The following is a 6,511-nucleotide window of genomic DNA, read 5'->3' as shown; positions in this document are numbered from 1 at the left end:
TTCGAATAACTTAATCTCTGTGAGTGTCCACACAGATTTGCTTGTCATATTGTTAAAGAGCGTTGCCAGCTTGGTGTTCTTGCGAACCGCTTCAAGTGGCTAGGGCTGCGTATTCTACACTTCCCGTTGTTGGCGTCAAGCGTTTATTTTAAGAAGTTTTTCAAGCGTTGATTTCTTGTTCACTCTCGTAAAAAGAAGTCACTACATGAAGCTCTTAAACCGCTTGTCACCAGAGCTTAATTTCCAAAGGATTTAAACTCTCTAACACTGCTGCAAGTCCCGTGCTATCTAGCGTTTCGCTGGGTAGTTGGCCTGCTGTGCCGTGTCAGTGGATGCGCATTATAGGGATATCTCAGATCGGCGCAAGCCCCTTTTTTAATAAAATTAGCTTTTTCGAATCAACAGAGTATTAATGCAACAAACTGCTGCACAATGCATCCGTTCGCGCAAAAAAACACCCACGTTTATCAGTATTGATGGAAGTTGTAACTATAAAATTAAAACCTGAATTGGCACTATATGCGCTAGCTGAGCGATGCTTATATGTTTTCCACACAACGAACTTCAAATCTAGCCACTATATTTATACAGATAACCATCACTCCGTTAGTCCAGCTTTGCAGGTTGCCTTTACTGAGTTATGTTAGAAGTTAATCAAGTTTAAGGGTTATGTCAGTCAGTTATTTATTTCCACTAAGGACAGCAGATGTTAAACACCACAAACAAGCTTTGCCATAAGCTAACCATACTTGCATCTAGTTTACTTGTGGCCTTAGCTTGTATCGCTACAGCTAGTGCTAACACAATTTACACTTGGGTGGATAGTAACGGCGTAACCCATTATAGCCAGCAGCCGCCATCACAAACTGAGTCGACGACCAGTAAAACTGCAACAAATAAGCTCTACAGTGAAGATATCGAGCCTAAACCCATAGGTACAGTTGCGCCGTTAAAACCACTCCCCCAAAACAAACAAGCCTCTGAGCTAGAGAAAAAGGCTGCCGCGATTCATCTTGCTGATAAACAACAAGCTCAGCAGGTTTGCGAAAATGCTAAGCATAACCTCAAGGTACTAACCACTCATACAAAGTTGAATAAGAAGAATAATGAAACAGGAGAAGTTATGGCGATGACTGAAGAACAACGGCAAGCTTCAATTGCAGAACAAAATGAACGAATTAGATTGTTTTGCAAAACCTAGTCCTGCGTATGCGTTATTTTGTTTGAACTGTAAGATAAAAATGCGAAATGAATAATAGAATAGAAATGACATACAGACTCAGTTTGAGTCTGTATGTATATCAGATAAAGTAATAAAGATTACTTGCCTGCCTGTAGGTTGTACATAGAGCGTGGCACTCCGTCCTCACAGGCTCTTTGGCCCGCATCCCAACCAGAATCAAAACGGCTTAGACCATCCAGCGCTGTATCCTTTTTAACTGAATCATATAGCTCAGTTTGTTGACGCTTCATGACATAAGCATTTTTACAACCACGGTAATAACCATAATGATAAAGGCTTTCATATTCCATGTTTCCTTCACCAATATAAGGCGCTGAAGTTTGTTCTTTCTCATAGTTAGAACTTGAACAGCCAACCACAACGAATGAAGCCAATGCAATTACGGCTAATTGTTTTTTCATGAAGTTCTACTCCGTGTCTGTAATCAAAATAAAATGAATAATAAACTTACACTGCATATTGTAGTAGCACGTAAGCCTAAGGTCATCAATTTAAGCATTATTTATCAGCTCGATAGCAGCTGTTCTTTTATCGAGCTAATTGATAAATGTCGCAATAAACAAGCTGCCATTGTTCAAATATACATCACGCAGCGCGACTTTAAACCCTTTATAAACAATTCTTACAAATATCGAATCAGCTTTTAAGTCATTGGATATGCCATAAAAAATGGCCTCAGGGAATTGAGGCCATTTGTTTTATTTATTATAAGCGCTGAACTATCGCCACAGAACCGTTTTTATTGGCTAAATACCAATACATCGTTCTCTACTGAAACTGTTATTGCTTTTCCTGGCAATAGCTGACCACTTAAAATTTGTTGCGCCAACGGGTTTTCAATCTCCTGCTGTAACGCTCTTTTTAGCGGTCTAGCACCATACACTGGATCAAAACCAGCGCGTGCAATTAGCGCTAACGCTTCGTCAGAGATAGCTAAGCTGTAATCTTTATCTGCAAGACGCTTTTGCAAGCCTTCGATCTGAATACCAGCAATATGAGCGATGTTTGTCTCATCTAACGGGTGGAATACCACAGCTTCATCAACACGGTTTAAAAACTCTGGTCTAAAGTGCTGAGTCACTACCTGCATTACATCTGATTTCATTTCATCATAACTTTGGTTACCGAAGCCCATCTGGATCAGATCTGAGCCTAAGTTTGAAGTCATAATTACCACTGTGTTTCTAAAATCGACCGTGCGACCTTGACCATCGGTTAAACGGCCATCATCTAACACCTGCAATAAGATATTAAATACATCTGGGTGCGCCTTTTCGACTTCATCAAGCAATATCACAGAGTATGGTTTACGCCTTACCGCTTCAGTTAAGTAACCGCCCTCTTCATAACCAACATAGCCCGGAGGTGCACCGACAAGGCGCGACACCGCATGTTTCTCCATAAACTCTGACATATCGATGCGCACAAGTGCCGATTCAGTATCAAATAGGAACTTAGCAAGCGATTTACACAATTCCGTTTTACCGACGCCAGTTGGGCCTAAAAACAAGAATGAACCTATCGGGCGATTTGGATCTGCGAGTCCAGCTCGGCTACGACGAATCGCATTTGAGACCGAATTAACCGCTTCATTTTGACCGATAACTCGCTCATGCAAAGCATCTTCCATTTTAAGCAGTTTATCGCGTTCACCTTCAAGCATCTTAGATACTGGAATACCTGTGGCTTTTGACAACACTTCTGCAATTTCAATATCTGTGACTTTATTCCGTAGCAATGTCATATCTTGCATTTCTGCTTGCGCAGCAAGATCGAGCTGCTTTTCAAGCTCGGGAATACGACCATATTGCAACTCTGACATACGGGTTAAGTCGCCAGCTCGACGGGCAACTTCTAAATCCATCCGCGCTTGTTCAAGATCAGCCTTAATATGCTGAGTTCCCGCAAGTGCTGCCTTTTCGGTGTGCCAAATCTCATTCAGTTCAGCCGCTTTGGCTTCAACTTCTTTAAGCTCAGTACGTAATGTATCTAAGCGACGTAAACTTGCTTCATCAGCCTCTTTACTTAATGCCTGCTCTTCAAGCTTTAACTGAATAGCACGGCGCTCAAGTCTGTCTAGAGACTCAGGCTTAGAGTCAATCTGAATGCGGATACTAGATGCCGCTTCGTCAATTAAGTCGATTGCTTTATCTGGTAACTTTCGATCGGAAATATAACGGTGCGACATACTCGCTGCAGCCACAATTGCCGGATCGGTAATTTCAACATGATGATGCAACTCATAGCGCTCTTTAAGACCACGTAAAATTGCAATGGTATCTTCAACACTTGGTTCATCAACCAGTACTTTTTGGAAGCGACGTTCTAGTGCAGCATCTTTCTCAATGTACTGACGATATTCGTCTAACGTTGTTGCGCCAACACAGTGTAAGTCACCGCGAGCAAGTGCCGGTTTTAGCATGTTACCTGCATCCATCGCACCGTCAGACTTACCCGCGCCTACCATGGTATGCAACTCATCAATGAAAAGGATCACTTGCCCCTCTTCTTGAGAAAGCTCATTGAGCACGGCTTTTAAACGCTCTTCAAACTCACCACGGTATTTAGCACCTGCCACTAATGCGCCCATATCTAACGATAATACGCGCTTGTTTTTAATCCCTTCAGGTACTTCATTGTTGATAATCCGCTGCGCTAAGCCTTCAACAATTGCAGTTTTACCAACACCCGGCTCACCAATCAGCACAGGGTTATTTTTACTACGGCGTTGTAATACTTGAATAGTGCGGCGAATTTCGTCGTCACGACCAATTACAGGATCAAGTTTGCCCTGTTCGGCGCGCTCAGTTAAATCAACGGTGAACTTTTTAAGTGCTTGGCGTTGATCTTCGGCATTGGGATCATCAACATTTTGCCCGTTGCGTACTTGGTCAATGGTCGACTCCATTAACTCTTTGGTCGCACCGGACTGCTTTAATGCTTGTGCGAGTGAGTCGTTGCCTTCAAGCGCAGCTAACACGAATAGCTCACTAGAGATAAATTTGTCTTTACGTTTTTGCGCTAATTTGTCGCACAAATTAAGTAAGCGAATTAACGCTTGCGATAACTGAACATCACCGCCAGTACCTTCGACTTGTGGGCGTTGCTCTAAATCTTGGCTCAACAGCGAGCGTAATGTGCTTACCTGAATACCCGCTTGGGTCAATAATGGATGAATTGAACCACCATCTTGATTCAGTAATGCCATCATCAAATGTGATGGTTCAATAAATTGATGATCTCGGCCTAACGCCAATGACTGAGCATCCGAGATGGCAATCTGGAATTTATTGGTCATACGATCTAATCGCATATATCCTCCGATAACTCATAAATATAGGTGACTTAAAGGCAATGGAAGTTGCATATCTGCTTCGAGAAACCGAATTGGATAGCATTGATACCGCTTTAGAAACAATATCAATCCATTCGCACTTCTATTCACATAAGAAAAGATGATTCAGTAGATACAGAATCTTTGTTACTTAAAAGATGGGGGCTATTTGAACAATATCAAGTCGAGGGTAAGCAATAAAGTTAGCGATTGAGCCAAATAAATGATGCCATTCGACCTGTAACGCCATCACGCCGATAAGAAAAAAACTCGTTCGCTTCAGCAACAGTGCAACGACGATCAGCATACACGCGCTTTACACCGAGTTGAGTTAATCTAAATGTTGCAAGGGCTTGAATATCAGCCATGTATTTTTGTTCACCTTGTTTATTAAGGTGTTCGCTAAAAAACTGACTGGTTTGCGGATGTTTTGCTTCAAAAAGGGCTTTAACTTCAGGGCCAACCTCAAACGCAGTTGGTCCAATTGCAGGACCGAGATAAGCCACTAACTGATTTGGCTTATGGCTAAACTTAGCCACAGCAACTTCAATAATACCATCGCATAAGCCACGCCAACCGGCATGCACAGCAGCCACTTCAGTACCATTTTCATCACACAGTAAAACAGGCAAACAATCAGCTGTCATTACCACGCATACTTGCTCATTGCTTTGGGTATAGCTGCCATCAGCATTAATGACCTGGCTATTGTCAGCTTCAACGACATCAATACTATGTGTCTGCTCAAGCCAAGCGGGTTGTGCAGGTAGATTAAGTTGTTGCTCAATCAGCTTACGGTTAGCCAACACCTTTTCAGGTGTATCGCCAACGTGCAGACCTAGATTTAGGCTGGCATAAGGCGGCAAACTAGTACCACCTTTACGCGTAGAAAAGGCAAGGTTTACTCCTGCAGGAATAAACCAAGCTTGGTGTTCACTATCGCGACTCATTAAAAACCTGTTGGGTTTTCTTCAGTGTCTTTACGCAGTGCTTTAGTTAGCTTCACCATGTCATCAGGGATCGGCGCCTGCCAACTCATGATTTCACAAGTAAATGGATGTGCTAACTCTAGGCGTACCGCATGTAGCGCTTGACGCTTAAAGCCCATGTAGGTATCGAAGAAATCAGGCGCAGCACCTTTTGGCGGACGCGGACGGCCAGCGTAAACCGGATCACCAACTAATACATGACCAATGTGTGCCATGTGCACGCGGATCTGGTGAGTACGACCTGACTCTAGACGCAATCTTAAACGAGTATGCGCTCTGAACTTTTCCGCTACGCGGTAATGGGTCATGGCTGGCTTACCATTATAAACCACAGCCATATGAGTACGTTTAGTTGGATGACGGTCAATTGGCTCGTCAACCGTACCACCAGAAATCAGCGTCCCAGTCACAATCGCTTCGTACTCACGAGTAATATCGCGTGCTTGTAGCGCTGCCACTAAATGGGTTTGTGCTTCTACCGTTTTCGCCACTACCATTAGGCCCGTGGTGTCTTTATCTAAACGATGCACAATACCGGCGCGTGGCACTAACTCAATACCAGGGCAATGATGCAATAACGCATTCATTAGCGTACCGCTTTGGTTACCGGCACCAGGGTGCACAACTAAGCCCGCTTGTTTATTAATCACCAAAATATGGTCATCTTCATAAACGATATCTAAGTCAATCGCTTCAGCTTCAGCTTTGGTCTCTTCTTCAAGCGTGGCACCAATTGTCACGACTTGACCTTCAAGAACCTTCACTCTTGGCTTGTCAGAAACTTCGCCATCAATAAAGACTGAACCGGCTAAAATCCACTCTTTAATGCGTGTGCGCGAGTAATCCGGGAACAATTCAGCCAATGTCTGGTCTAATCTTTGCCCGGTTTGTGTTGCTGTGATCTCGCTTTTTAGATTAATCTCTTGTGTCATATGAACCGTACCC

Annotated in this window: 5 protein-coding genes; 1 reads left to right on the top strand and 4 read right to left on the bottom strand. The window is 43.2% G+C overall.

The genetic code is table 11. From position 1 onward, the window contains the following. The first annotated feature begins 706 nt into the window (after positions 1–706). Positions 707–1,201 carry a DUF4124 domain-containing protein gene (locus L884_RS0104680; RefSeq protein ID WP_051435540.1) on the top strand — a complete coding sequence of 165 codons (495 nt, stop codon included), beginning with the start codon at positions 707–709 and terminating at the stop codon, positions 1,199–1,201. A gap of 119 nt (positions 1,202–1,320) precedes the next feature. Here L884_RS0104680 and L884_RS0104675 read toward each other — a convergent pair whose 3' ends face one another. The 4 genes from L884_RS0104675 to rluD all read right to left on the bottom strand — a co-directional run bounded on the left by L884_RS0104675 (position 1,321) and on the right by rluD (position 6,498). Next, on the bottom strand, positions 1,321–1,644 hold the full coding sequence (locus tag L884_RS0104675) for a hypothetical protein (protein WP_028766396.1): 324 nt from the start codon (positions 1,642–1,644) through the stop codon (positions 1,321–1,323). Positions 1,645–1,982: 338 nt separating this feature from the next. After that, positions 1,983–4,556: an ATP-dependent chaperone ClpB gene (clpB, locus tag L884_RS0104665; RefSeq protein ID WP_028766394.1), complete on the bottom strand. Its 2,574-nt coding sequence runs from the start codon at positions 4,554–4,556 to the stop codon at positions 1,983–1,985. A gap of 224 nt (positions 4,557–4,780) precedes the next feature. After that, the gene (pgeF, locus tag L884_RS0104660; RefSeq protein ID WP_028766393.1) at positions 4,781–5,527 is read right to left on the bottom strand and encodes a peptidoglycan editing factor PgeF; all 747 of its coding nucleotides are present in this window, start codon (positions 5,525–5,527) and stop codon (positions 4,781–4,783) included. Next, a complete protein-coding gene (gene rluD / locus L884_RS0104655) occupies positions 5,527–6,498 on the bottom strand; it encodes a 23S rRNA pseudouridine(1911/1915/1917) synthase RluD (protein WP_028766392.1) in 972 nt (323 codons plus the stop codon). The genes pgeF and rluD overlap by 1 nt, the downstream gene beginning before the upstream one ends. Between the last annotated feature and the right edge of the window lie 13 nt (positions 6,499–6,511).

Origin of the sequence: Shewanella fidelis ATCC BAA-318, from assembly GCF_000518605.1 — a bacterium.
GTDB lineage: Bacteria > Pseudomonadota > Gammaproteobacteria > Enterobacterales > Shewanellaceae > Shewanella > Shewanella fidelis.
This window is presented reverse-complemented; position numbering and strand designations above follow the sequence as displayed.